This window comes from Clostridium sp. NkU-1 (assembly GCA_001312405.1).
Window position 1 is genome coordinate 26,482 of the sequence record BBDR01000009.1, and the last position, 24,683, is coordinate 51,164.

Annotated in this window: 18 protein-coding genes and 5 pseudogenes; 18 read left to right on the forward strand and 5 right to left on the reverse strand. The window is 42.6% G+C overall.

Features of this window, described 5'->3' with window-relative positions:
• Window positions 1-50: 50 nt before the first annotated feature.
• The 9 genes and pseudogenes from lpdA to JCM10519_RS14425 all read left to right on the forward strand — a co-directional run bounded on the left by lpdA (window position 51) and on the right by JCM10519_RS14425 (window position 11,031).
• Window positions 51-1,382, forward strand: coding sequence for a dihydrolipoyl dehydrogenase (gene lpdA, locus JCM10519_RS14385; RefSeq protein ID WP_347844277.1), 1,332 nt, complete (start codon window positions 51-53; stop codon window positions 1,380-1,382).
• Between the two features lie 777 nt (window positions 1,383-2,159).
• Window positions 2,160-3,517, forward strand: a pseudogene (locus tag JCM10519_RS14390) (8-oxoguanine deaminase).
• Window positions 3,518-4,955: 1,438 nt separating this feature from the next.
• Window positions 4,956-6,116 carry a tyrosine-protein phosphatase gene (locus JCM10519_RS14395; protein ID WP_054740009.1) on the forward strand — a complete coding sequence of 387 codons (1,161 nt, stop codon included), beginning with the start codon at window positions 4,956-4,958 and terminating at the stop codon, window positions 6,114-6,116.
• A gap of 105 nt (window positions 6,117-6,221) precedes the next feature.
• The gene (locus tag JCM10519_RS14400) at window positions 6,222-6,755 is read left to right on the forward strand and encodes a nitroreductase family protein (RefSeq protein WP_054740011.1); all 534 of its coding nucleotides are present in this window, start codon (window positions 6,222-6,224) and stop codon (window positions 6,753-6,755) included.
• A 569-nt stretch (window positions 6,756-7,324) separates the two neighbouring features.
• Window positions 7,325-7,624, forward strand: coding sequence for a sodium ion-translocating decarboxylase subunit beta (locus tag JCM10519_RS30180; RefSeq protein ID WP_347844278.1), 300 nt, complete (start codon window positions 7,325-7,327; stop codon window positions 7,622-7,624).
• Window positions 7,624-8,325: a sodium ion-translocating decarboxylase subunit beta gene (locus JCM10519_RS30185; protein WP_347844345.1), complete on the forward strand. Its 702-nt coding sequence runs from the start codon at window positions 7,624-7,626 to the stop codon at window positions 8,323-8,325. Before JCM10519_RS30180 ends, JCM10519_RS30185 begins: the two co-directional genes overlap by 1 nt.
• Before the next feature lie 552 nt (window positions 8,326-8,877).
• The gene (locus JCM10519_RS14415) at window positions 8,878-9,948 is read left to right on the forward strand and encodes an ATP-binding protein (RefSeq protein ID WP_347844279.1); all 1,071 of its coding nucleotides are present in this window, start codon (window positions 8,878-8,880) and stop codon (window positions 9,946-9,948) included.
• A gap of 60 nt (window positions 9,949-10,008) precedes the next feature.
• Window positions 10,009-10,721 (forward strand): annotated as a pseudogene (locus JCM10519_RS14420) (response regulator transcription factor).
• Window positions 10,722-10,815: 94 nt separating this feature from the next.
• On the forward strand, window positions 10,816-11,031 hold the full coding sequence (locus JCM10519_RS14425) for a hypothetical protein (protein WP_054740019.1): 216 nt from the start codon (window positions 10,816-10,818) through the stop codon (window positions 11,029-11,031).
• A gap of 133 nt (window positions 11,032-11,164) precedes the next feature.
• On the opposite strand, the pseudogene JCM10519_RS14430 reads toward JCM10519_RS14425, so the two are convergent.
• Window positions 11,165-12,536 (reverse strand): annotated as a pseudogene (locus tag JCM10519_RS14430) (APC family permease).
• A 405-nt stretch (window positions 12,537-12,941) separates the two neighbouring features.
• On the opposite strand from JCM10519_RS14430, the gene JCM10519_RS14435 reads away from it, so the two are divergent.
• The 7 genes from JCM10519_RS14435 to JCM10519_RS14455 all read left to right on the forward strand — a co-directional run bounded on the left by JCM10519_RS14435 (window position 12,942) and on the right by JCM10519_RS14455 (window position 19,322).
• Window positions 12,942-13,862, forward strand: a complete 921-nt coding sequence (locus JCM10519_RS14435; RefSeq protein ID WP_054740021.1) for a helix-turn-helix domain-containing protein — start codon at window positions 12,942-12,944, stop codon at window positions 13,860-13,862.
• A 347-nt stretch (window positions 13,863-14,209) separates the two neighbouring features.
• Window positions 14,210-15,220 (forward strand): extracellular solute-binding protein, encoded by a 1,011-nt coding sequence (locus tag JCM10519_RS14440; RefSeq protein ID WP_347844280.1) that lies wholly within the window; start codon window positions 14,210-14,212, stop codon window positions 15,218-15,220.
• Window positions 15,217-15,624, forward strand: coding sequence for a hypothetical protein (locus JCM10519_RS30190; protein ID WP_347844281.1), 408 nt, complete (start codon window positions 15,217-15,219; stop codon window positions 15,622-15,624). The genes JCM10519_RS14440 and JCM10519_RS30190 overlap by 4 nt, the downstream gene beginning before the upstream one ends.
• Window positions 15,625-15,699: 75 nt before the next feature.
• Entirely contained in the window at window positions 15,700-16,539 is an 840-nt protein-coding gene (locus JCM10519_RS14445) for a sugar ABC transporter permease (RefSeq protein ID WP_347844282.1), read from the forward strand.
• 48 nt (window positions 16,540-16,587) lie between these two features.
• Entirely contained in the window at window positions 16,588-16,890 is a 303-nt protein-coding gene (locus JCM10519_RS30195) for a hypothetical protein (protein WP_347844283.1), read from the forward strand.
• Between the two features lie 218 nt (window positions 16,891-17,108).
• Entirely contained in the window at window positions 17,109-17,420 is a 312-nt protein-coding gene (locus JCM10519_RS30200) for an ABC transporter permease subunit (RefSeq protein ID WP_347844346.1), read from the forward strand.
• A gap of 102 nt (window positions 17,421-17,522) precedes the next feature.
• Window positions 17,523-19,322: a sugar-binding domain-containing protein gene (locus JCM10519_RS14455; protein WP_054740023.1), complete on the forward strand. Its 1,800-nt coding sequence runs from the start codon at window positions 17,523-17,525 to the stop codon at window positions 19,320-19,322.
• 118 nt (window positions 19,323-19,440) lie between these two features.
• Here JCM10519_RS14455 and JCM10519_RS14460 read toward each other — a convergent pair whose 3' ends face one another.
• The 4 genes and pseudogenes from JCM10519_RS14460 to JCM10519_RS14480 form a co-directional block, all read right to left on the reverse strand.
• The gene (locus JCM10519_RS14460; protein ID WP_054740025.1) at window positions 19,441-19,629 is read right to left on the reverse strand and encodes a hypothetical protein; all 189 of its coding nucleotides are present in this window, start codon (window positions 19,627-19,629) and stop codon (window positions 19,441-19,443) included.
• Window positions 19,630-19,696: 67 nt separating this feature from the next.
• A pseudogene (locus JCM10519_RS14465) lies at window positions 19,697-19,886 on the reverse strand (alpha/beta-type small acid-soluble spore protein).
• A 99-nt stretch (window positions 19,887-19,985) separates the two neighbouring features.
• Entirely contained in the window at window positions 19,986-20,357 is a 372-nt protein-coding gene (locus tag JCM10519_RS14470; protein WP_054740026.1) for a hypothetical protein, read from the reverse strand.
• 311 nt (window positions 20,358-20,668) lie between these two features.
• Window positions 20,669-21,013, reverse strand: a complete 345-nt coding sequence (locus tag JCM10519_RS14480) for a LysR family transcriptional regulator (RefSeq protein WP_054740030.1) — start codon at window positions 21,011-21,013, stop codon at window positions 20,669-20,671.
• A gap of 406 nt (window positions 21,014-21,419) precedes the next feature.
• On the opposite strand from JCM10519_RS14480, the gene JCM10519_RS14485 reads away from it, so the two are divergent.
• Together JCM10519_RS14485 and xdh are read left to right on the forward strand one after the other, a co-directional pair.
• Window positions 21,420-21,824 carry a 4Fe-4S binding protein gene (locus JCM10519_RS14485; protein ID WP_347844284.1) on the forward strand — a complete coding sequence of 135 codons (405 nt, stop codon included), beginning with the start codon at window positions 21,420-21,422 and terminating at the stop codon, window positions 21,822-21,824.
• Window positions 21,825-21,882: 58 nt separating this feature from the next.
• Window positions 21,883-24,523 (forward strand): annotated as a pseudogene (gene xdh / locus JCM10519_RS14490) (selenium-dependent xanthine dehydrogenase).
• The last annotated feature ends 160 nt before the right edge of the window (window positions 24,524-24,683 follow it).

The following is a 24,683-nucleotide window of genomic DNA, read 5'->3' on the forward strand; positions in this document are numbered from 1 at the left end:
GGTGCAGGACCGGAGGGTATGTAGCAGCGATCAAGGCTGCAAAGCTGGGAATGAAGACAGCGGTGGTAGAAAACCGGGAAGTCGGCGGCACCTGCTTGAACCGGGGCTGTGTTCCGGCAAAGGCCATGCTTCATGCAGCCAAATTATATCAGGAGGTTCTCTCCGGAGAACGATTTGGAATCATCTCAAAAGAGGTGAGCTATGATTACGGAAAAGTGTTGTCCTATAAAAATGAAACTTCCGAAAGCCTCAGACTTGGTGTGGAACAGCTCCTTAAGGGAAATAAAGTGGAACGGATCAGCGGGACAGGGTCGCTGACAAAGGAAGGAAGGGTCAGGATCAAGACAAAGGAAGGAGAAGAAATCCTTCAGGCAAAACATATCCTGCTGGCAACGGGATCCAAACCGGCTCTTTTGCCTATTGAAGGAATCCGCCTTCCCGGAATCATGACCAGCGATGAGATGTTTCAGCTTGATCATGTCCCGGAAAGCCTGCTTATTATAGGCGGCGGGGTCATAGGGGTGGAGTTTGCCACCGTATTTTCTTCCTTTGGTTCCAAGGTCACATTGCTGGAGGCGGAAGAAAGACTTTTGCCCGGCCTGGATAAAGAGATTTCCCAAAATGTAAGGCTGCTTTTGAAAAAGAGAGGCGTTGACATTCATACCAAAGCATTTGTCCGGAAGATAGAAAAGGAGGGTCTGGATTTTATCTGTACCTATGAAGAGAAGGTAAAAGACAAAGAAAAGCTTGAAGTCTTAAAGACGCCGTACCTGCTTTCAGCCACCGGGCGCATCCCTAATACGGATGGACTGCTGGAAGAAAAGGCATTACTTAAAATGGACCGGGGCAGGATTGTGGTGAAGGAAAACTTTGAGACAAGTATGCCTGGCGTGTTTGCGATCGGAGATGTTATCGGAGGTATTCAGCTTGCCCATGCCGCAAGCTCCCAGGGCATCTGCGCGGTGGAAGGAATGAATGGGAAAGAACCGTCCATTGACCTGTCGGTGGTTCCATCATGTGTTTATACGGATCCTGAAATTGCATGTGTCGGAATAACGGAAGCGGAAGCAAAAGAAAAAGGAATCGAGACAGTTACCGGGAAATTCTTAACCCATGGCAACAGTAAATCATTTATTACTAAGGAAGAAAGAGGCTTCGTTAAAGTTGTAACAGATAAGGAAACAGGCGTACTGCTGGGAGCGCAGATGATGTGCGCCAGAGCTACGGACATGATCGGTGAGATGGGAACTGCCATTTCCAATAAACTTACTGCAGAGCAGCTTTTAAAAGCTATGCGGGCTCATCCTACCTATAATGAATCGGTTGCGGAAGCGCTTGAGGACTGTATTGGCGGGGCCATTCATGTACTGCCACGCAGGTAATTGATTATAAAAATTCAGATATGAAAAACATGATATATCGGTTCTTATTGCTGAAGAAACCGATATTACAAAGAGTTTTGTGAGGCGCACACCTGATCTGTCGGGTGTGCTTGCCTATATTATAATCTAAGAAAATAAGATGAAAAGGGTAGTCCGGAAATGATTTTGGAGTATCCTGTTATTTATTCTGCCCATACAGATTCCGCTCGCTATGGAAAAAGTATTCTTTACAATCCTCCATCAAGAGCACTTTCAAGGATCAGCTGAATCTCTTGCATGGTTGACAGAGAAGATTCAGGGCCTTGGAATTGTCTGGTAAATAGATTCGATTATCAGAAGTTTAGAGTTAAAATGATTCACATAGAGCCAAAGACCCAAATTTCCGATTATGCTCATTGAGATAAGATTGTGGATTTGAAGATTTCTACCGGGACTTCTTGCAAAGGCATGGAAAATACAAATAAAGCCGGAAGTAACGGAAAGCAAAAACTAAAAAAATTGTGATTTTTACACAAAATAATTCTGATAATTGTTATATAATTATCATTGAATAATTAAAAGAAAATAAATATAATATTAGGGTATCTATTGTTCTTTGAAAAAATCATATCTATATAGCTGTTTAAAACGTAGCTGGGAACACGCGGCATACTGCTGGTATCATATATACCTATTAGCATATGAGGGTGTTTCGTGGCCACCCAAACCGCCGGCAGTACACCAGTCATATAGTCTATGAAACAAAGCTTGTTATGTATTTAATACTAGGAGGTAATGATGAAAGGAACCCTGCTTGTAAAGAATGTAAAACATCTTGTGACATGTGACGCTGATGACAGACTGTTGGAGGGAGTGAATGTGCTGATCAAGAACGGTGTAATAGCCGAAGTCTGCAGCAATGCACAAACAGCTGATGATGTGATTGACGCATCTGATATGGTGATGTATCCGGGACTTATTAATACTCACCATCATTTATATCAAACCTTCAGCCGTAATTTGCCTCAAGTTCAGAGGATGGAATTATTCCCATGGTTAAAAACTTTATATGAAATCTGGAAGCACGTAGACGAAAACGTGGTTTATTATAGTTCCCTTACCGGACTTGGGGAGCTGTTAAAAACAGGGTGTACCACCTGTTTAGACCATCATTACGTGTTCCCAAGGCATGCCGGGACAGGGCTTTTGGATGCCCAGTTTTCCGCAGCAGAAGCGCTTGGCATCCGTTTTCACGCCACAAGAGGCAGCATGGATTTGAGTGTGAAGGATGGCGGTTTGCCGCCTGATTCCGTTGTCCAGACAGTGGATGAGATTTTAAAAGATTCCGAAGCTGCTGTCAAAAAGTTCCATGACGGCAGCCCATATTCCATGCGCCAGGTGGCATTGGCTCCATGTTCTCCCTTCAGTGTGACCGGGGAACTTTTGAAGGAATCTGCAAAGCTGGCCAGAAAGCTGGGGGTAAGACTTCATACTCATCTGGCAGAGACAAAGGATGAGGAGCAATTTACCCTTTCTCACTTTGGTATGCGGCCTTTAGCATATATGGAAAGCCTGGGCTGGGTAGGCCCGGATGTATGGTATGCCCACGGGATTCATTTTAACGAGGATGAACTGAAACTTTTGGCCAGGACTCAGACAGGTGTAGCTCATTGTCCCATCTCCAACATGAAGCTGTCTTCAGGCATCGCTTCCATCCCGGAAATGCTTAATCTGAATGTTCCTGTAGGTTTGGCTGTGGACGGATCAGCCAGCAACGACGGCTCCAATCTTCTGGAAGAAATGAGAGTGGGTTATCTTCTCCACAGGTTAAATGACAGCCGGAAGGCGCCTGCCGGATATGACATGCTGAAAATCGCAACCAAGGGCAGTGCGAAGGTGCTGGGCCGGGAAGACTTAGGAGAAATTTCTGCAGGTATGGCAGCGGATTTCTTTCTTGTTAATTTAAACCGTATTGATATGATAGGTGCTCAGTTTGACCCAATGTCGGTTTTGTGTACGGTGGGACTGAAGGGCAGCGTGACTATACGGTTGTAAACGGTAATATTGTTGTAAAAGAAGGACGGCTGGTGAGAATGGACGAAGAGAATTTGGTTCGGAAAGCGAATGAGACCGTGGCTGACTATTTAAATAATTAAAACATTTCCTGCATTACTGAACAGAATGGCGGGAAATGCTGCCCCTCTGTCAGACCGGAAAGATAGAGGGGTAAAAAAATGAATAATTAAAAAAAGTAACTAAAAAAATATGTGGAAGTTACAAGTTTAAATGAGATTCCCCGTTTTTTGAAGCTTTGCCGCTGGCGATTCAGCATGTGGTGGCAACGGTTTTCGGAGCGCAGCTGATAGGCGTGGTTCGGATATCTCCAGATATGGTATGTAGTATAGCTTTTCATTGTTCGTACTAAATCAGGTAATGCGATATTTACAAATAAATATGAGATGATATTGTAATAAATATTTATACCCGGTAAAGCCGGGCAAGGTTTGTCTATTATGGGAATACCATTTGCTTATTGTTATTATTCTCTACATATTTATAATGCTTATAAATTCAGCTTTCTTTCTGGAAGTATGTGGTAAACAATGGGATATAATAGAACCATTGCTATTAAAAGAAAGAAATAATTATATTGAGAGTATAACAATTTCTACTAAAAAAAACATCCAAATCCGTTGTATAACTTTGCTGATAGATTTTATAAAATACCATCCTATCTTCGACGTGCTTATATTGAAAAGAAGTTAGGGGCATCTTTTAAAATTAAATTAATATTACTATTACTGCCAGTAACATTTTCTTGAAGATATGACTGAAAGAGTTTATTGTCTATACAGAGTTTTTACCATTAAGCAGGCAACTTAAACTGGAAAATCAATGTAGTTTGAAAGCTCAGATAGTAAATACTATTCCCAAATATATGATGTATAAAATTTAAAACGGATATTGATAGAAGCGATATTGTTGAAATGTGGAGTATCTTCAATGAGTTGGTGTCCAGGCTGTGCTGTGATGTATGTACATGCAAACGATATAGTATATATGAATCAACAGAGTCATGTTCCGTAGATGAATTTAATGCAGACAGTGAAGCAACTGTCTTTATAGGCATTGAAGTACACCAAAATAATGATATACCGGAGGAAATGCTAATAAAAAGGTTAGTCTCTAATAAATATGCAAAATTTACTCATACTGGAACCGCTGGATCTACACTTAAAACATACCAGTATATATGGGGGGGGATGGTTTCCGAATAGCCGATATGAAATCGCCGTCCATGATGATTTTGAATGTTATACAGAAAAAAATTTTAGGGCCTGATAATCCTGATTCTGAAATTGATATTTATTTTCCTATAAAGTAAGTTAATAAAATTGTTTAATCAGCCTTATAAAAGGCTTTAGCAGAAAGGGAAAAAAAGAAATAAAGCTCATTTGATGTGAGAAATAAAAGATTTAAGAAAATGCCTGCAAAAATGGGAAAACTGATGCGTAATTAATCTTAACATCCTGCTTATTTTGTGGTATTCTTGATATGTGAGGTTTACAAAATATTATATTTGGAGGCGTTTTAATGAAAAGGAGAAAATGTATTTCGATTGGCTTATTTATTGCTGTGTTCTTAAGTGGTGCTAAGCCTGTTTACACCATGGCTTATGAAAATGCCAGTGTAATTCAAGAGTCGCAGAACGAGTTATCCGTTAATGTTTCAAAAGTGCATGAAAAATATGGCAATGTATATATTAATATTAAAAACCCTGATTTCCTAAAGTTATTCCAATATGGCGACATCGTGAATGTGGCAATTGGCGGGCAGTTATTAGAGGTTCCGGTATGTTCTTCATATAGTGATGTGGACAGTAAGAAGGTCGTTATCGTTGCATCGTCAGCTGCGGAAAAATCCAATGAGGACATCATATTGGCAATAAATCTCGGAAGCTTTGCCGATACATACGGGACGGCTGTTAATGATCAGGTAACCATTGCCCTTTCAAAAAAGGGAGGATACCTGGATGAATACGAAGTACGCCAACTGAAACGTACTAACAACAGAGATGATTATAGCAGTGATGAGGTGTTTGCCAATTTCCGTGAAGCAGCCTTTGGCAGCATCGCTCCGGGCAGGCTGTACAGGTCTTCCAACCCCATAAATCCGGAAATCGGAAGAAACCAATACGCTATGCGGCTTACAAAGGATGCGGGAGTGAATGTTATATTTAATCTTTCCGAAACAGCCGAGGAGGTTGGGGCTCACTTGAGAGCCGATGCCAACGGCGAGCTTGCGTATTATAAGGGACTGAATGATATCGGTAATGTGTACGCACTGGGTATGGGACTTGATTTACAATCGGAAGATTTCAAGCAGAAGCTTGCTGTTGTTTTACGGGAAATGGGCGAAAAGAAAGGTCCGTACCTCATCCATTGCGTAGAGGGAAAAGACAGGACCGGTTTTGTTGTTGCATTGCTTGAGTCCCTGATGGGTGCGAAATATTGGGAGATTAAGACTGACTATATGGACAGCTTTGTTAATTTCTACCATGTGCCTGTGGCACCCGGTCAATATGACCGGATTGGGAACAACAACATCCTGGAGAGTATGAGACAGATGGCTGGTATTTCCAAAGGAAGCAGTCTTAAAGGGGTAGATTTGTCCAAAGCAGCAGAGAGTTATATCAAGTCAATCGGTTTAACTGATGATGAAATAGAAAAACTTAGAGTCAATCTTTCTAACTGAGGCAGTACACTTTTCACCGCTTGAGACTCTTTCCATTGGCAAGTTAGGGAAGATCAATTGGAACACGTTATATTTGCAAGTTTCATACATAAAGGAGCAATTAAAATGAATGATTTTATGGATTTATGCCTTCGCAGGCAAAGCTGCAGAAATTTTAAAGATCAATCGGTAGAACATGAAAAGCTGGTCAAATGTATTGAGGCGGCCCGCCTGGCACCTTCCGGCTGCAATGGCCAGCCCTGGAGTTTTGTGGTAGTCGAAAATTCAGAACTTGTAGAAAAGGTAGCGGAAGCTGCACAGCAGCTGGGATCAAATGGGTTTGCTTCTAAAGCGCAGGCATTTTTTGTTGTGGTTGAAGAACACGCAAATTTAATGCCCCATGTCAGGAGCCTTGTAGACAGTCAGTATTTCGCTCCCGGCGATATTGGAGCGGCAATTGCCTATCTTTGCCTGGAAGCTGAAACACAGGGAATCGGTACTTGCATTTTTGGAATGTATGATAGAGAGAAAATTGCTTCACTGCTGAACATTCCAAAGGAAAAGCATATATGCGGATTAATTGCAGCCGGATATCCGGCAGATCAGACGGTACGAAAGAAATCCCGCAAACCATTGGAGGAAATTGTCCGGTTCGTTTAAATTCCTTTTATGCTTCTAATACAAAGCTTACGATTCTGCCGTACATATCCTTTACACCAATACAACTTCATATTCAATGATCCTAAAAGTCAGTATTTTGCCTATGGCACTGTACTGACTTTTTTTGTAATTGTTTGTCAAAATTCACATAGGTGCTGTGGGAAACAGGGGAGATTTTTTAAAGTCTTCCGATTTTCTTAACAGCTTCTTTATGCGTATTTCTTTTATAATTAATACAAAAGAATAAACTATTAATAAAAAAAGGAGGAAAATAGGTTGGAAAAATACACCTTTACAGTCAATTCTCAAAGAAAAATGACCATTTCTTACATATCAAAACTATTGAATATAAAATATGTAAAGAAAACCCAATGCTAGATATAATTGTTAACCACAATAACGTAACTACACAAACAACTAGGAGATGATTGTGATTAATTATATAACAAATATAATAAGTAATTTAACACTGTCGGAAATAATAATGATAATTTTGGCACTTGCTCTTGCATATATGGCTATAGAAAAAAAGATATGAGCCCCTGCTTCTTCTTCCATTGGCATTTGGAATGATTATTGCCAATATATCAATTGCGGGTCTGTCCTCTTATGATGAAGGCGGATTGATTTATTATTTGTATAAGGGCATTGAGCTTGGAATTTATCCTCCCATGATTTTTATCTGTATTGGTGCAATGACAGATTTCAGTCCATTAATATCATCGCCTAAAACAGCGTTAATTGGTCTTGGAGGCCAGGTTGGTATATTTGCGGCGATGTTTGGAGCATTAGGCATAGGATCTGTAATTTCTCATTTTATCCCCGGCTTTGAAACTTTACCATACAGGAAGCGGCAGCTATCGGAATAATAGGAAGTTCAGACGGTCCGACTTCCATTTATATCACAAAGCAGCTGGCAAGCCATCTGCTTCCGACGATTACTATTGCAGCGTATTCCTATATGGCTTTGGTTCCTCTTATTCAGCCGCCTATCATGAGAGCACTTATCACCCGAGAAGAAAGAGTGATAATTATGCCTATGCCTAAAAAGGTGTCCAGGAGAAAGAAAATTCTTTTTCCTATTGTAACTACTTTGCTGGTTTTAATCTTCGTACCTTCTGCTGCAACGTTAATAGCAATGCTGATGCTTGGTAATCTTATCAGAGAGAGCGGCGTGGCAGAAAGGTTAGTCAAAATGCTGCAGGGGGATTTGCTGAATCTGCTTACCCTGTTAATTGGCTTATCCATTGGAGGTAGTGCAACGGCTGAGAGGGTATTAAATATTAAAACACTTTTTATTATTATCTTAGGCCTTTTTGCATTTATAATGGGAACAGCCGGAGGAGTACTGGTAGCAAAAGTTTTATGCAAATTAACAGGAGGAAAGGTAAATCCCCTCATTGGAAATGCAGGAGTATCTGCGATGCCAATGGCTGCCAGAATATCACAAAAGCTAGGTCATAAATACAATCCTTCAAACCATCTTTTAATGCATGCAATGGGACCGATTGTTGCAAGCACCATAGGTTCAGCAATAATAGCAGGTATTTTTATTTCCATGTTCGGATAATACAATATTTATAGCTGGCACAGTTAAACAATGATATAATGTATAATAATAAGTGTATGAAGATGAAAGATGATTCCGGGCATCTAGTCAATAATATATGAAAAGGTGTAGGGTGAGTTGATTTGAATAAGAAAAAGGCTAAAAATATTATTTTCTCTTTCTGTATTCTTTGCAGTACATTACTTATCTGCGAAGTTCTTTACCGTAATAATTTTGGATACCAGAATATAAACATTGTAATGGCTATGGCAATATTTATTATTACAGCTGTTACAGAAGAGTATATATATGGATTGTTATCAGCAGTTATAGGAGTATTTACTTATGATTTTTTTAATAACTTCACCAAGATTTGGTTTTAGTTTTACTGTGAATTTTCCATTAACTCTTATTATCCTTCTGCTTGTAGTTTTCACCAGCAGCATTATTACTACCAGCATTAAGGCACAGGCTGAACATGCCAGGCAGAAGTGCCAGCATGCTGAATTGCTATACAGTATTAACCGGAAGCTTCTTTCTACCAGGGATCTGCATACAATTGTAAGATATTCAATGGATTACTTAAAGGATGAACTTATTCATTCTGTAGCTTTTTTTGAAGATATCAAACCAGAGGGAAAGTTGAATCCTTATTTCACATATGTAAAAGATGATGTTGGTATTGAGTATTTTACGAAAGAGGAAATATTTCATTTAGTAAGGCTTGCTGCGGATAAGCAGGAAGCTTTGGATGATAAAGACTATGGCTACTTTTTGCCCATAATGACTCAGAGCATAACATATGGAGTATTTGCTTTTTCTTTTAATGAAAAGGATTTGGACAAAAAGCAAAAGATGTTTTTGGAATTAATAGCGGAGCAAACGGCTCAGGCACTTAGGATGTACCGTCTTATGGCGGAACAGCAGGAAACTAAGGTGATGATGGAAACGGAAAAAGTAAAGAACAGCTTTTTAAGAAGTATATCTCACGATTTGAGAACTCCGCTTACTGGTATTATAGGTGCAAGTTCTACTTTACTGGAAGAAGGGAATAAGATTCCTTATGAGGTACAGGCCAGACTGACAGAGGGGATACAAAATGATGCCCAATGGCTTTTGAATATGATTGAAAACATTTTGTCCATTACAAAGGTTCAGAACAATGGCATGGTGATTGATAAATCAGAAGAAATCGTTGAAGAGGTCATAGAAGAGGCTGTCTCAACTTTTCGCAAGCGCTTTCCTAATACCAAAATCACCATAAATCAGCCTGAATATGTGATTTTAATTCCCATAGATATTATGTTGATTTCTCAGGTCATTATTAATATTTTGGAAAATACTCAAAGACATGCCGGAGGCCAAAGGTCGGATGTGGTAATAGAAGTAAAAGAAGAGGATGATTTTGTAAGTTTTTTAATAACAGATACCGGTCCGGGAATAGATCCAAAGATTCTTCCCAAGCTATTTGATTTTACGGTTACGCAGGAAAACCCATATAAAGATTCGACAAGAAATCTGGGGATAGGGCTTTCCATTTGTAAAACCATAATCAGAGCTCATGGAGGAGAGATATATGCAGCTAATCGTCCAGAAGGCGGGGCACAATTCATGTTTACAATACCGCTTGGCAGTGAGAAATAATTTTTAAAGATTGTTTGCGCCTGCGGTCCAGGGGATACAGTTTACCAGAAAGGTTTTGCTATGGAAAATAAACACGTTATTATGATAGTAGAGGATGAGGACGCAATCATCGAATTCATTTCTGTAAAATTAGAATTGCAAGGCTATAGGATACTGAAAGCCGTCAATGGAAAAGAAGCCATTTCCTTTGCCTCTTCTCATTGCCCGGATTTAATTTTACTGGATTTAGGGCTGCCGGATATGGATGGCATGGAAGTACTGAAGTCTATTAGGAGCTGGAGCATGGTTCCTGTTATTATTATTTCGGCCAGGCATGAAGACAAGTTCATTGTAACGGCTCTTGACAGTGGTGCAGATGACTATATTACAAAACCTTTTAACAATGCAATTCTGGTAGCAAGAATCAGAACTGCCTTGCGGAGAGGACATATATCGAAAATAAAGAACAGCAAAGTGAATCATCCTTTTCGTTTTGGGGATTTATATATTGATTATGATAAGCGGATCGTAACGGTGGCCGGAGAAACCGTACATTTAACCCCTATTGAATACCGGATTATCGTCCTGCTCTCTATTAATGCAGGTACTGTATTGACCCATGAATTTTTATGCCGTGAACTTTGGGGGCCTTATGTAAACAAAAGCAAAGCCTTCGGGTTAATGTTGCAAACCTGCGGAGGAAAATAGAAAAAGATACGTCAAATCCTCAATACATTATAACAGAGATGGGAGTGGGATACAGGCTGTTAGAAGATATTGACAGGCTGCAATAATCATAATAAAAAAATATTTGCCGTCCATCTCCTGATTTTCTCTGTATAGTTTCTGTGGAAATACAAAAACTATTGACAGATAGGAGGTATCATTATGGCAAAAGCAGGTATGAGAAGACCGAGTCCTTATGATTCAAACAATCATGGAACGGAGAATCATGAGAAAATGCATCGTCCAAAGAATGAGCAGGCCAAGGTGCCGGAAATCCAGGGCGCTGCGAAAAATGGGCATGAGAAAGCTGGTACAGTCAATGCTCCAAACTGGGCTAGAGATGATTACAAAATGGGAAATAAACATGACGGTGTTTAATAAAGAGGTGCCGCTTCATAGCTAAGGCTTAGCTATGAAGCGGCACAATATTTTTATACTTTGTTCCATTCCTGTCCATGCCTGCCGTATAAAGATCCGGATCTGCAGGACTTTTAAATTTCACATTCATTCTTTATTTATGTGGTACCTTATTTAACGGCAGTTTTGCTTTCTGCAAAAGCACAGCGCCAAATGCATGATAGCAAAAAAATACAATCAGATAAGCAACCGCAGCAATTCCATGGGCAAACCAGGCGGCAGCAATCATAAATACACAGCCAGCAAGGGAAATGCAGGGCATAAGTATCCGGTTGAAAAAATTAAGCCCTTTCCCTTTTGCTATGAACATAATAAAAATAGGGATGTACAGGGCATAAATTGTGATAATGGGCAATTCCGAAGAATCAAAGCTGAAGAACCCGAACCAACTGGCGGTCAGGTTTGCCCCGTAAAAATAAAATAACCAGATACCGCAAAGAAACAAGCCCATAATTGCGGAATTAACAGGCATATTAGTTGCCGGGTCAACCTGGCTGAAAACCCGGGGCTTTGGGCCAAGGCCTCTTGCAGCAATGGAATAGATCCACGTGTGCAGCCAAGCATCAGCCCGTTTAAAGTTCCAAGGCATGAAATGATGACGAACACAAACAAAAGGGAACCGCCTGCAGAGGTGAAAACCGTCTGGAATGCCAGCTTGGCGCCGGTTTCGCCGCCAGCCATCATCACTTCATTTTTAATCGTTCCGGCCAAACCAATGTAATACAGGATATAAACGGACATGGTAATAAATGTACCTGCTATCAAAGCCAGGGGAAGATTTCTCTTTGCATTGTTTAATTCTGCGTTAATGCAGGTTGCAATGATCCAGCCTTCGTAGGCAAAACTGGCGGCCACAACAGCTGTAAACAAACCGTTGGAAGTGCTTTGGGACACGTAATGGGTGAAATTATACATGGTCATACCATTTCGAAGTCCTGTAAACGTTCCGACAACTGCCATTAAAAAAAAGTGGGATCAGTTTAATGACCGTGGTGCTCACCTGAAATTTCCCTGCCAGAACAGGAGACAAAGCATTCATTGTAAAGCTTGAAATAAGGTAAAGGCAGGCGATGGTCATACATTCTCCGCCTGTAATGGAAAAGCCAAAGATTACACAGGTGTACCGGGCGGAGACCCATGCAAGCACCGAGGTGATTGTGGGATAATAAATTGCAGCCATAAACCAGCCGACATAATAGGCATATTTTTTTCCCATTGTTGCTTCCGCGTAATCCACCACACCATTGATATATTGATATTTGGTAGCCATGACAGAAAAGGTGTAAGCACAGGAAATCATAATGATGCCGCCGATCACCCATGCCAGGATGCCGTCTTTTAAATTGCCCCCGGTTGCCGTAAGGATCTTTTCCGCCTTAAAAAAACACACCGCTTCCGATGACGATACCTACAACCATTGCAATGGCTGTAAAAAGACCATATTTCTTTTCTAATTTCGGTTCCATAATTTAACCAGTCCTATTCTTCCATAAGATTCCTTTTTTATTATTCTTTCATCACGAATGAAAATAAGTGCCATATAGCAGGATTTTATATTATTATGGCCATATTTATTAATGAAGAAACTTTTTTTCATTTTATCATAAGATTAGACATAATTCAGCAAGATTTTTTTGTTTTGGAAATAATCCTGGAAATTATAACAATTTCCTAACAGCAGCAATTCGGTGATCCATGGAATGTTTTAAGACGTAAAAGACCGGCGGCCGGGATTGACAGCATTACAGGAGATAATGTATGATAAGTATCAAACATGAGGGCCGGTAAGTCATGGATCCCAACCCCTCAAGGTTGAACCTGCAAAGCCTTTTCGCGCCGGGCGCTGAAAAGGATGAAAGGAGATAGGCGGCATGGCAAAAATAAAGGAGTATACTCTGGAAAATATCAAGGAAATCTGCGAATTCGGCAAGGCGATCTCTTCGCCTGTCCGGCTGGAGATCATAAAGCTGTTATACCAGGATAATTTTTCTATAAGCCAGATTGCGGAAGCTCTTGATCTTCCCCAGTCCAGCGCCGCTTTCCATTTAAAGCTGCTTGAGGCAGCGGATTTAATCCGCATGGAAGAACAGCCGGGAAGCCATGGAACCATGAAGGTCTGCAGCCGGAAACAGGATTATGCCAATCTCTGTTTTCTGCCGAGAAGCAGCCAGATTAATGAGGTATTAAGCGTTGAAATGCCTGTGGGAGCATTTGTGGACTGCAGCATTTTTCCTACCTGCGGCTTATATACGCCTTTTGGTGTGGTAGGAATGGAGGACAAGGTATACAGCTTTTATCTGCCGGAGCGGCTGGATGCCGGTCTCTTATGGACCTCAAAAGGGCACGTGGAATACCGTTTTCCCGATCAGCTTCCCTCAGGGAAACAGCCGGTGCGGGTATCCTTCTGTATGGAGATATGTTCGGAAGCGCCTGGGTACGCGGAGGACTGGAAGTCCGACATCACCATGTGGGTAAATGGCATAGAGTGCGCTACCTGGTGCAGTCCAGGGGATTTCGGGTCCAGAAGGGGGAGATTAACGCCTTCCCTATGGCCCAATGGATCTACCCAGTACGGCCTTTTGGTAAAATGGGAGATCAGGGAAGACGGAAGCTATATAAACGGGGAGCGGGCTTCCATGGTCACGGTCAATGATATCGGGCTATCGGAGAACTCCTTTATCAGCATGGCCATTGGGAATAAAAAGAATGCAAAATATGAGGGTGGCTTTAATCTTTTTGGAAAGACCTTTGGGGATTATGCCCAGGATATTATTATGGAAATCGAATATTGATGATATATGACGATAGGTAAAACAACTGTCTGGAGAATATGCATATTTTCCGGATGGTTGTTTTTCGTTGCCATGTGCAAGAAAGGGGGAGGGCTTGTATTATAACAGGAATTCTATTTTTTTGAATGTAAGAAACAAATAATAAAACAGTAATATTGTTGTAAATAGAAAAAAATATACAAATTATTATATCGTTTATGAGATAATATATTGACTTACACAACTGGAAGGTGTATTGTTGATGTATTGAAACAGTTTTACTGTTGCTAGATGAATTTTTATCAGGCGAAATGCGACAGGCTGTTTTATAGTTTGCACGGTAAATCAAACAAAACAAGGAGGTAATTATGAGAAAGGGCAAGAAATGGATGGCAGCATTAGGTGCAGCAGCACTGGTTATGGCAGCAATGTCAGGATGCGGAAGCAGCGCATCAACGCAGACAACTTCGGGTGCCCAGGCAACGAAAGGGGAACAGGAGAGCAAGGAGACTTCAGGAGGGGAAATATTGGCAGGTACGGCAGAAGAAACAAAAAATGTCAATGATGACGGAACGGTCAACAATCCGGAGCAGGTGGCGGTAGACGCCAACAAGCTGGTCATGTGGTCCCTGTTCAGCGGCGGCGACGGCGGTTTCATGAATAAGATGATTGAGGAGTATAACGGCACGAATCCGACTAAGCAGGTTCAGTCCATTATGCTGGTATGGGCGGATTATTATACAAAGCTTCAGACAGCGGTTGCTGCCGGAAAAGGGCCGGATATCGGTATTTCCCATGCGTCCTCTCTGCCGCAGCTGGTGGAAGACGGTGTGGTACAGCCCATCACTTCTTATCTTGACGAGCTGGGGATCGATTTAAGCCAGCATTATTCACAGGCCTCTGTTGATGCCGTGACTTTTGACGGAGAGATCTATGCAGTGCCTCTGGATACTCATGCGGAGATCATGTATTTCAACAAAGAGATTTTGGAAAAGGCCGGTGTGGCCTTAAATGCGTCGGGAGCCGTTGATATTAAGAGCGTGGATGATTTCTATGCAGTCTGCGATAAGATCAAGTCTGTGATCCCGGAAGACGGAACTACCATCTCCATTACCAATAATGGAGATGATCCATACCGTTTGTGGTGGGCAGCCTATTTCCAGATGGGAGGAACTCCTATTGTCAGCGATGACGGCAAAAAGGTCACTCTTGATAAGGAAAAGGCAGTAAAAGCAGCGGAGTTTGTAAAGGGACTGTATGATAAGGGATACGTTGCAGAAGGCATTGATGACCACCAGAAATTTTCCAGAGCGGAAAAGCAGGAATCTGCATCAGCGGAACCTGGGCAGTGGGCGCTTTCGAGCAGACGGATAACTTGAGCTTTGTACCCATGGCATTCCCTAAGCTTTTTGATACCGATAACTGCTGGGCTGATTCCCATACCTTCATTCTTCCTACAAAGAACTCCAGGAATGAGGCCGACAGCAAGGCAGCGGTGGAATTCATGGCAGGGGCTTCCATGAATGGCGGCGTGACCTGGGCCAGCTCCGGACAGATTCCGGCATGCAAGGAGGTTCTTGCAAGCGACGCCTATAAGGCCCTTCCATACAGAAGCAGCTACATGTCTGAGGTAGAAAAAGCAGTTCTTCCGGCAAAGGTATCTACCTTTAACGGAATGAAGAAAGGGATGATCGACAGCCTGGATACTATCTGGACTGGAAAGGGAGATGCTGCCTCCGGTATTGATGCCCTTTATGATGAGCTTGAGTCAAACCTTCCGTAACTTTTAATGAAACTGAGGGGGGAATATTTCTCCCCTCTTTATAAAAAGGATTGCATGGTCAGGGAGGACAGGAATTTGAGCAGAAGCAGAAAAAAAAGAGATATGGCTACGGGCCTGGGATTGTGCCTTCCCTTTTTGGTCTTATATACGGTTTTTACCATATGGCCGGTTATTCAGGGGCTGTATGTGAGTCTGCATAAGTGGTCCTTAATGGGTAAGGTAAAATTTGTAGGGCTGGATAATTATATTAAATTTTTATCGGATCAGAAGTTTGTTGACGCACTGAAACATACGATCATCTTTGTCATCCTTTCCGTACCTTTTCTGGTGATCATGGCTTTGATACTTGCGCTGTTTGCCAACCGGCCGGTGAAGATCAGACGGGGGTTAAGGATCGCATATTATCTTCCCAGCATCATATCCGTTTCTGTCGCGTCCTTTATTGCAAAATATATGTTTGCGCCCTATATGGGCTTTGTAAACGGAATTTTACATCTGACCGGGATTTTAAGACCCGGATCGGAAATCCAGTGGCTTATTGACACAAATCATGCATGGGCGGTAATTACCATGATGACCGTATGGTGGACCGTAGGATTTTCCATGCTTTTATATTTATCGGCTCTGCAGGACATTTCCCTGGAGATTTATGAGGCGGCAGAGATTGACGGAGCGGCGAAATGGCAGCAGCTGCTTTCCATTGTCCTGCCCCTGTTAAAGCCAGCCACCTACTTGATCGTCATGCTGCAGATCATCGCCAGCTTTAAAGTGTTCGGCCAGATTTACCTGATTACGGCGGGAGGGCCTGCAGGAAGCACAAAGCCTTTGATCCAGTATATTTACGAGACGGGATTTACGAAAAACAATATGGCTATGCCGCAGCCATGTCCTATGTGCTGTTTGCCATTCTGGTAGTATGTACATTCATCCAGAAGGCGGTTCAGAGGAAGGGGGAAAAGGAAGATGAAGCGTAAGAAAGTAAAGGCAGGGAGCGTCGCTTTGACTGTTTTTTCCGCATTGCTGGGTGTCCTTTTTCTGGCACCTGTGTTCTGGGCCTTTTTCGTATCCCTGCAGTATGAGGGGAAGCAGATCAAAAGCGTGGTCAGCTGGTTTTCGCCTCCCTACACCTTTCGGAATTATGTGGACTTAATCATTGGCTCCGATGTTGCCAGGTGGCTGCTGAATTCCGTGATCGTTGCGGTGCTCGTTACAGTTTTAACGATTCTTTTTTTCCGCCATGGCGGCCTATGCTCTGGCAAAAATTAAATTTACGGGAAGAAATAAGCTGTATATTTACTTTTTGCTGGGACTCATGGTACCAGGAGAAGCGACTATTGTGCCGCTGTTTATCACTGCCAACGGATTAAAGCTGATCGATACTTATGCAGGATTGCTTTTTCCGTCTGTGGCAGTGTCCATGAATCTGATCATCATGGTGACGTTTTTTTAAGGGGATTCCGGATTCCCTCATAGAAGCCGCCAGGATCGACGGAGCCGGAGAACTTACGATTTTCGCCCGGATCATCATGCCCTTATCAAAGGCAGTTGTTTCCACCATCAGTATTTTTGCATTTATCGGAAGCTGGAATAATTATCTGTGGCCTCTGCTCTGTGCCATGGACAGCAGTAAATTTACATTGCCTGTAGGCATTCCCATTTTTGCAGGAACCTATACCGTGGATTATGTGAAGCCGATGACGGCGAATATGATCGCTTCCATTCCTGCCATTATCATTTATCTTATATTTGAAAAGCAGATCGTCCAGGGAATCACAATGTCCGGCGTTAAGGGCTGACTTAAATAAAAACAAACACCTTACAGGTATACCTTAACACCCGGTAAAGCGGGGTGGGCTCTGCCAAAGAGCAGGCGGGTAAGAGGAAAGGAGAATTATCACATGCTATGCTATCAAAAGGACTATCCAAGACCCCAGTTTGTCCGCAGGGACTGGATCAATTTAAACGGTATCTGGGACTTTGATTTTGATGATGACAATAAAGGAGAGGTTCAGCGCTGGTATGAGGGCTTACAGACGGAAAAAGAGATTTGCGTACCCTTTACCTATGAAACAAAGAAAAGTAATATCCATGATGAAGGAGTACACAATTTTGTGTGGTATTGCCGCAGGTTCCAGGCGGAGAAGGAAAAATTATCGGATAGTAAGCTGTTTCTGCATTTTGAGGGAAGCGACTTTCTGACAAAGGTGTGGATCAACGGGCAATATGTTGGTATGCATGAAGGGGGATATTCCCGTTTTTCCTTTGATATCACGAACCTTGTAAAGGATGGGGAAAATCTTGTGGCCGTAAAGGCGGAGGACCATTTGGATCCTCAGCAGCCAAGGGGAAAACAGCGGTGGGTTTCTGAAAACTTTGGCTGCTGGTATGTGCAGACGACGGGGATCTGGAAGACCGTATGGATGGAGTATGTACCAGATGTCAGCTTAAAATCGGTGAAAATGACTCCCAATTTGCCAAAAGGCAGGCTTGAACTGGAATATACCGTGGATTGTCCTGACCCTCTTGATGGAAGAAGACTGGAGGTAGAGGCGGTTGTAAGCTTTGGAGGCAGGTTTGTGGCAAGGACTTTGACCGGCATAGGGAAAAATCCCACAAAGGCTTTCATTGATCTGGAGGGGGCAGAGGCAGATAATCCATGGGGGATATGCACATGGACCCCGGCGGATCCCCTGCTTTATGATATCAGCTTCCATACCCGGTACGATGGAGAAGTATGCGATGAGGTTGGATCTTACTTTGGAATGCGTGAGATCCGGATCGATGGTCCAAACATTCTTTTAAATGGGGCACCATTATATCAGAGGCTGATCCTTGACCAGGGGTATTGGGAAGAAAGTCATTTAACGCCGCCGGATGAGGAAGCGCTGATCGAAGATATTGATAAAATCCATGCTCTTGGGTATAACGGTTTGAGGAAGCATCAGAAGACAGAGGATGAAAGATTCCTTTACTGGTGTGACGTTAAGGGGATGCTGGTCTGGAGTGAGGCGCCAGCTGCTTATGTTTACTCCGACCGGGCAGTGGAGCTGTTTACAAGGGAATGGCTGGATATTGTAAAGCAGAATTATAATCATCCCTGCATTATTACATGGACGCCGGTAAATGAATCATGGGGAGTTCCTCAGGTTGAGACCGACAGGAGCCAGCAGCATTTTACGGAAGGGATTTATCATCTGACGAAAAGCATTGACAAGTACCGGCCGGTGATTGTCAATGATGGTTGGGAGCATACGGTTTCAGATATTATCACCCTCCACGATTACGAAGAGAAGGGGGAAGAGCTTAAGAAGCGTTATACAGAATACAGGGATGAGATAATGACGGCAGAGGTTTACCATTCCACCTATAAATCAGCCTTTGCCAATGGTTTTTCATACAAGGGCCAGCCGGTGATGATCAGCGAGTTCGGCGGCATTGCATTTGCTGGGGACGAAGAGGGCTGGGGATATGGTAACAAGGTCAATACAAAAGAGGAATTCTTAAAGAGGTTTGAGAGCATTACTACAGCCATTAAGGAGATTCCCTATATATGCGGCTATTGCTATACCCAGGTCACGGATGTGCAGCAGGAAATCAATGGATTAATGGATATCAGGAGAAATTTCAAGGTGGATCCGGAGAAGATAAAGGAGATTAATGAGAAGAGGGTGGCATTCTGGAGGGATGAACTCCGGTAGCGCACGGCTTATGACAGAACTGATTATTTTTATCATTGAGATTCATTAAAAACAGTCACACTTGTGAAAGGTATCTGCCTTTTTGCAAGTGTGGCTGTTTTTAATTGGAGATTGTTATTTATTTCGGCGCCACTAAAGACTGAACATAAGCAAGCATTTCTTCTCTCGACTGTATCGTAAGAGTATGATCGATCATTTGCTGTTGTGTTTGAGTGGGTAGGGAGAAAAAGTAATCCATTGCTTTATATTCTTCAAGTGCCAACCCAAAACCCACCGGTAATTCCGCACCGTTGTTATATTTTCCCATGGTTAGACCTCTCTGATCATATGATTTTTATATGGTAATGTTATTTGGCTGTTAACGCTTAAAATTGTCATAAAGATTGATCCATTATCTGTTTTTCCTGCTCTTCAATCATTTTTTTTAACCATATAACCATATTGATAAGATGTCATCTTACTATAATCATTGCTTTTTATAGGGAAGCCGGTCTCTTCTGCAATTTCATACTTAAACCGGTCAAGGGCCGCCTTTGCTTCCGGAATAATATTTCCTTTTGGCATATAGTATCACCTCAATTCGTTTTATAAGATATTATAAAGTTTTTAGGGAAAAATATTCAGAAGCATATAGGAATATATTCATGAGTTCTGGGTTCATGGCTATATAACAAACCACCAGATAAGGACTGCAAGCCCAGAGCCGGCAATGCAGCAGATCGCATCATTCATCGTATCCACAAGACCTGCAGGCTGAATTGCCTTTTCAGATACATGATTATTGGATGCATTGATTTTCTGCCACCGCTGTGCATTTCCATGAGTAATGCAATCGCTTAAATATTCAAGTACTTCCCAAATTACATGAAGAGTTATGGGAAAGGTAAAGCCCAATAACAGAATTACCAATTTCATAATGCCGGAGCTTGTGCCTGCAATTGCAATTCCAAAGCCCGCGAACCCGATGCCGGACAGGAAATGTATTGCCCGGTCCCACCATTTATATTTATCATAAAAAAAGAAAAGAGCTTCCAAGGTATAACGCCATAAATATGATGATAAAATACACAATGATGCTGAAAGCATCAATTCTTATTCGAAATAAGGCATTTAATAATTCCGGTAAGAATGACAATACAAATACTAAAATAACGGACTTCATTAACTTAAATTCCCGTTTAAAAACATGAAAAATTACTAACGCAAATAAAGCACACCGAAATATTATCTCGCAGAGACTCAAAAGCTTCATATCATCACCTCACCAGTTGAGTATGCGCAGTGGCTGGAAAAAAATATGCGTTCTTGAAAAATGATCTGTAAAATACGGGAAAATCGTTTCTTGCTCATTGGGATATTAAAAATGAAATTTTTCCTCGACAAGCTTTTTTTGCATATTCGTCCACGGATTTCTCAATTCTGCGATAGGTCTCAAGGACTTCTTTGCCTTTATCTGTTAAACGGGTTCCTCCCCGTTCATTTCCGCCCTTTTCAGAAATAACAACAGGAAAACCCAGTTCTTCTTCCAGGGTCCGGATCATCCGGATGGCCTTTGGATAGGAAATCCCCGTGTGTTCCGTTGCTTTTTTAATGGATTTATACATTTCAATGGCATCTAACATTTCTTTTACGCCTTTACCCATGAAAATTTTATCTTTTCCGATCCTTACTCTTGCAATTACGCGCATCATTCATCACCTCAAATTTACTATACAAAGTTTTTGGGTTTGTGGCAAGGGGAACATAAATAAAAAATCAAAATTTTTGTTAGCTTGATTTTTTTGAATCCGATATATTATTATGTTTATATCGAAAAAAAAGAGAAAAATCCTCCTGGTTTTTAGGCAATTTGAACAAGTTTTTCAAGGCTTGTTAAAGCTTTATCTAAAAAATTTTGTTAATTACAAAAAAATAAGGATGAAAAAAGGATGGAAAAAGGATGGAAAGGATGAATTTCTTGTGAAACAGAAAAAGAAGAAAAAAGGTTGCTTTGGTCTATTGCAGCGGGGGCAGGCGGGCAGCGGAAATAACAGATAGAACCGCGATAGAAGGTAATTGTGTCAGTGTTATGGAGAATTATCCGGAGGGAATCCTTAAATGTTCCTCCGGCTGCCTTGGATTCGGCAGCTGTGTTTCTGCCTGCAGCTGAAGGCCATTCATATTAATTCCCATGGAACGGCTGAGGTTGATCCAAAAGCATGTGTGGGCTGCGGCCTATGTGTGAAGGCCTGCCCCAAAAATCTGATTCGCCTGATCCCGCCGGATTTAGCGATCATGCCCCGCTGTTCCAACCATGACAAGGGAGCAGATGCAAAAGGAGTATGTCAGGTGAGCTGTATTTCCTGCCGGATCTGTGAGAAAAACTGTCCGGTAGAGGCAATCCATGTGACGGATAATTGCGCAGTCATTGACGAAGATCTATGCATCAGCTGCGGAATGTGTGCGGTAAAATGTCCACGGGGCACCATTGTTGACAGGGATGGGATTTTTACGGTGCTGTAAACAGTCATGGACAGTGAGAAAAATAATAAAAATGCGGTAGAGAAGGATTTGTGAGGAAATGGAAGATAAAATATATAGTTTTACTGTAAATGGAAGAACGTGTGAAACATCACAGGATAAATCATTGCTCCGGTATCTGCGTGATGATCTCCGGCTTTTTTCAGTGAAAGATGGCTGCAGTGAGGGAGCCTGCGGGACTTGTACCATTATTGTAGACGGCAAGGCGGTAAAGGCCTGTGTTCTGACCACCAAAAGGGCGGTGGGACGCAATATTATAACAATAGAAGGGATGAGCAGTGAAGAAAAGGAGACATTTGTTTATGCATTTGGGTCCAAAGGTGCGGTTCAATGCGGATTTTGTATTCCCGGTATGGTCATGGCGGGAAAAGCCCTGATTGATAAAAATCCTGATCCGTCGGAAGAGGAGATCAAGGTGGCAATCAAGGGGAATATCTGCCGGTGTACAGGATACAAAAAAATCATTGAAGGCATCCAGCTTGCGGCTGCAATTTTCCGTGGGGAACAGACAATAGAAAAGGATTTGGAAACAGGTGACGATTTTGGTGTAGGAAAGCGGGCGTTTCGTATCGATGTCAGGGAAAAGGTCCTGGGATATGGCGAGTATCCGGATGATGTGGTCCTGGATGGAATGGTACATGCCTCGGCGGTCCGTTCCAAATATCCCAGGGCAAGGATACTTGATATTCATACGGAAAAGGCTCTGGCTCTGCCGGGAGTGCTGGCAGTTTTAACTGCTGAGGATGTTCCAAACAACAAGGTCGGACATATCCAGCACGATTGGGATGTAATGATCGCAAAAGGAGATATCACCCGCTGCGTCGGTGATGCAATCTGTCTGGTTGTTGCTGAAACAGAAGAAATACTGGAAAAAGCCAAAAAGCTGGTCCAGATTGATTATGAAGAACTGGAGCCGGTCAGAAACGTTCATGAAGCCAAGGCGGAAGGAGCCCCTGCCATTCATCCAAATGGAAATTTATGCCAGTCACGCCATGTGACCCGTGGGGATGCAAAAACGGCCCTGGAAAATTCTAAATACGTGGTAACAAGAAGCTATAAAACGCCTTTTACAGAGCATGCGTTTCTGGAACCGGAATGCGCCGTTGCATTTCCTTATAAAGACGGAGTAAAAGTGTATTCTACGGATCAAGGGGTGTATGATACCAGACATGAAATATCCATGATGTTAAACTGGGAAGACCAGCAGGACTGCATTGTAGTTGAAAATAAGCTGGTAGGCGGCGGATTCGGCGGAAAGGAAGATGTGTCGGTCCAGCATATTGCTGCATTGGCTGCCTTGAAGGTAAAGCGCCCGGTAAAAGTGAAATTTTCCCGCCAGGAATCGTTGAATTACCACCCAAAACGACACCCCATGGAGGGAACCTTTACACTTGGCTGTGATGAAAATGGTATTTTCACCGGATTGGACTGTGAGATTTACTTTGATACAGGCGCTTATGCGTCTTTGTGCGGGCCGGTATTAGAGCGTGCCTGCACCCATTCAGTGGGACCGTACTGCTATCAGAATACAGATATACGGGGCTTTGGATATTATACCAATAATCCGCCGGCAGGAGCATTCAGGGGGTTTGGTGTGTGTCAAAGTGAATTTGCCCTGGAATCCAATATTAATATACTGGCAGAGATGGTAGGGATATCCCCCTGGGAAATCCGTTACCGCAATGCCATTGAGCCGGGCAAAGTTTTGCCAAACGGTCAGATTGCGGACTGCTCAACGGCTTTGAAAGAGACCCTGGAGGCGGTACGGGAAGCCTATGAACAGAATTCGGGACGGGCGGGTATTGCCTGTGCTATGAAAAATGCAGGTGTAGGCGTTGGCCTGCCTGATAAAGGCCGGGCAAAGCTGGCGGTTCAAAACGGCATCGTGGAAATTTATGCGGCAGCTTCCGATATCGGCCAGGGATGCGCTACGGTATTTGTACAGATGGTTGCAGAGACAACCGGCCTGCCAAGAAAGCGAATTAAAAACATGGGCTCAAATTCGGAAGTGGCGCCTGATTCGGGAACAACATCAGGTTCCCGCCAAACCCTGGTTACAGGAGAAGCGGTCCGCATGGCTGCTTTAGACTTAAGTCAGGCATTGCAGGAGGCAGACGGAGATTTAGCTGCCCTTGAAGGAAAGGTGTTTTTTTGCAGAATATTTTGAACCTACAGATAAGCTGGGGGCAGACAAGCCTAATCCGAAAAGCCATGTTGCCTACGGGTTCGCGACCCATGTGGTCATTATAGATGATGAAGGATGTGTAAAGGAAGTTTACGCTGCACATGATTCCGGAAAGGTGGTCAATCCCATTGCAATACAGGGGCAGATCGAAGGGGGAGTTCTGATGGGCCTAGGCTATGCCCTGACAGAAGACTGGCCCTTAAAGGACTGTGTTCCCCAGGTAAAATACGGAACCCTTGGCTTAATGAGAGCTGACCAGATTCCCGATATTCATGCCATTTACGTGGAAAAGAAAGATTTGCTTGGAGTGGCATATGGTGCAAAGGGAATTGGAGAGATCACTACCATACCCACAGCACCTGCTGTCCAGGGAGCTTACTATGCCCGTGACCATGTATTAAGGCCAAAGCTTCCCATGGAAGATACCTATTATTCAAGACTCAGGAAAAAAATAATGACACAATTAAGCGGGGTGTTTTCCCTCTATTCATGCTGATGTTAAAAGCTTAATATTGACTGCCCAAAGCTTTTCTAGTATTATGGTACAAATAGCTGGAAAAAAGTGGAAGGAAGGGAAAAGCCATGAAACACTTGAACGGAATCTTTGGAAACTCAGCGGTTAGTATTAAGGCGGTTTACCTTAGGAGATGCGGAAG